General features: G+C 61.0%; 3 protein-coding genes. All 3 read right to left on the bottom strand.

Annotated features, from left to right (window positions below; translation table 11 throughout):
- Positions 1–278, bottom strand: a 278-nt coding sequence (locus JNL55_RS22050; protein WP_293858978.1) for a 3-keto-5-aminohexanoate cleavage protein, incomplete at its 3' end; no start/stop codon positions are given.
- A 17-nt stretch (positions 279–295) separates the two neighbouring features.
- Entirely contained in the window at positions 296–1,099 is an 804-nt protein-coding gene (locus JNL55_RS22045) for an SDR family oxidoreductase (RefSeq protein WP_293858975.1), read from the bottom strand.
- On the bottom strand, positions 1,096–2,202 hold a 1,107-nt coding region (locus JNL55_RS22040), incomplete at its 5' end, for an alpha/beta hydrolase family protein (protein ID WP_293858972.1). The genes JNL55_RS22045 and JNL55_RS22040, both read right to left, overlap by 4 nt.

Genomic DNA, 2,202 nt, shown 5'->3' with positions numbered 1-2,202 from the left:
AAATGCGCGCCCATGCCGCCGGTCAGATTGATGATGATGGGACAGCCCGATTGCCGGATCCGGTCGACCACCTCTCGATAGAGCACAGGGTCGCGACTGGCCGAACCTGTCTTCGGGTCACGAACATGGACGTGAGCCACGGCGGCGCCGGCCTTGTGCGCTTCTATCGCTGCGTCGGCGATCTGCGCCGGCGTGACCGGAAAGTTCGGATGCTTGCGATTGAACTCAGATCCGCCGGTCACCGCGCAGGTGATGATGACTTTCTTGTTACGTTTCATTTGGACGTCCCCTTGCGTCAGGCTTCCCACTCGACATTGCCGTCCACTTCGATGACCTGGCCGGTGAGGTGTCGTGCGGTATCCGCGGCCAGGTAAACGACCATCGCCGCGACATCTCGCATCGACACCAGCGTGCGCATCGACGTGAATTCCAGATCCTTCTGCAGCGCTTCTTCGAAACTTTGCCCTTGAGCCGCGGCTACATCACGCAACACCTGGCGCAGACGTTCGTTATCCATGCCACCGGGCCGGATGACGTTGGAGCGCACACCGAACGGCCCCAGCTCTTTAGCCAGCGACAACGACAACGCTTCGAGCGCAGCCTTGGACACGATGTACGGAGCTCGGGACACTGGAACCGTGCGCACCGATACGGTGGAGATGTTCACGATCAACCCGGAGCGCGCACGCTTCATCGCGCCCGCCACATGACGAACGCAACGAGCGGCACCCATGAAGTTCGCTTGCAAACTTTGGAGCCAGTCCGCGTCGGACAGCTCTTCGACCGGCGCCCGGGCACCGGCGATGCCCACGTTGTTGACGAGCACGGCAACGGTTGTTCCCCACGCCGCCAGGTCCGTCTCCAGACGCGCCGTTGCGCTTGGGTCACCGATGTCGACGCAGGAGTATTTCAACCGGGCAGGATCCCAAGTACCGGCGAACTCCTTCAGTCGCACGGCGTCGATGTCACAGACATGGACTCGCGCTCCACGATCGAGGAACTGTGTGGCGATCTCTCGTCCCAAGCCGCCGCCACCGCCGGTGATCAACACCAGCGGGGATTCGGGCAGGCTCGGCGCGAAGTAGCTATTGGTTGTCACTGAGCAGGCCTCTCGTCTTTGAGATAGCGGTCGTACCACTGCACGTATCGTTTCAGCAGGTCGCGCTCGAAGCTCGGCCGTTCGATCATGTGGTGCTCGCCCGGGTAGATGACCAGCTGCGTGGGTACTCGCAGCGACTTCAGCGCCTGATACATTTGCTCGCTGCCCGCGACTGGCACGTTGAAGTCTTTGGCGCCGCTGACGAAGAGTGTCGGCGTTTTCGCGCGGTCAGCTTGGAACAGCGGACGCGAGATTCGTAGCCAGACATCTGGGTTGCGCCACAGAGGCCCGAACTCCAGCTCGTTCACATAGGCGTAGAGGTCGGTGCCGTAGAGTGCGATTTTGTTGCCCGAGCCGGCGCCGCTCACGGCGGCTTTGAAGCGAGTGTCACTGACGATGAGGTAGTTGGTTAGGAACCCGCCGAAGCTCCAACCGCCGACGCCCAGCCGATTCGGATCGGCGACGCCAAGCGCGACTGCGTGATCGACGCCCTCGAGTAAGTCAGCCACATCTCGCACACCCCACTTGGCAAACGTGCTGTGCGCGAACTTGATGCCTTGGCCGCGACTGCCGCGGTAGTTGATCTGGAGAACCGCATAGCCCTGCGCAGCCAGCACTTGGCGAGCGTCATAGGCAGGGTCGTAGTTGAATCCGTGCTCGTCTTGAAGATACGGCCCGCCATGGATCCAGAGCACTGTCGGGTAGCGAGTGCCCTGCGTGTACCCGAATGGGCGTGTCAGCAAGCCAGTGATCTTTACTCCATCCGAGGCTGCGAATTCGATCCCTTCGCTGTTCGACAGCTGCACCTGGCTCAGCCAACTTTGATTGTGATGACTCAGCGGACGCAGTACGCCGCGTTCTAGGGCATAGAGTTCCGGTGGTTCGCGGTCTGATGTCGCGATGGCCGCGATCTTGCCGTTCGCTTCTGTGAACGAAAGGATTTTTCTGGGGCCTTCATACAAGCGCTTCAACGCGCCTGTACTGCGACTGACGGTGACCGGATAACGGATTCTGTCGTCGATGATCAGGCAATGAATGCCGCGGCCGTCGCTGCTTGAGGCTACTTGATCGACATCGCGGTCCAAGGCTGCGGTTGGTAGCTT

It is taken from the genome of Steroidobacter sp., from assembly GCF_016790065.1.
In the GTDB taxonomy this organism is placed as follows: domain Bacteria; phylum Pseudomonadota; class Gammaproteobacteria; order Steroidobacterales; family Steroidobacteraceae; genus Steroidobacter.
The sequence above is the reverse complement of the archived record's forward strand: the minus strand, read 5'-3'. Positions and strand labels throughout refer to the sequence as shown.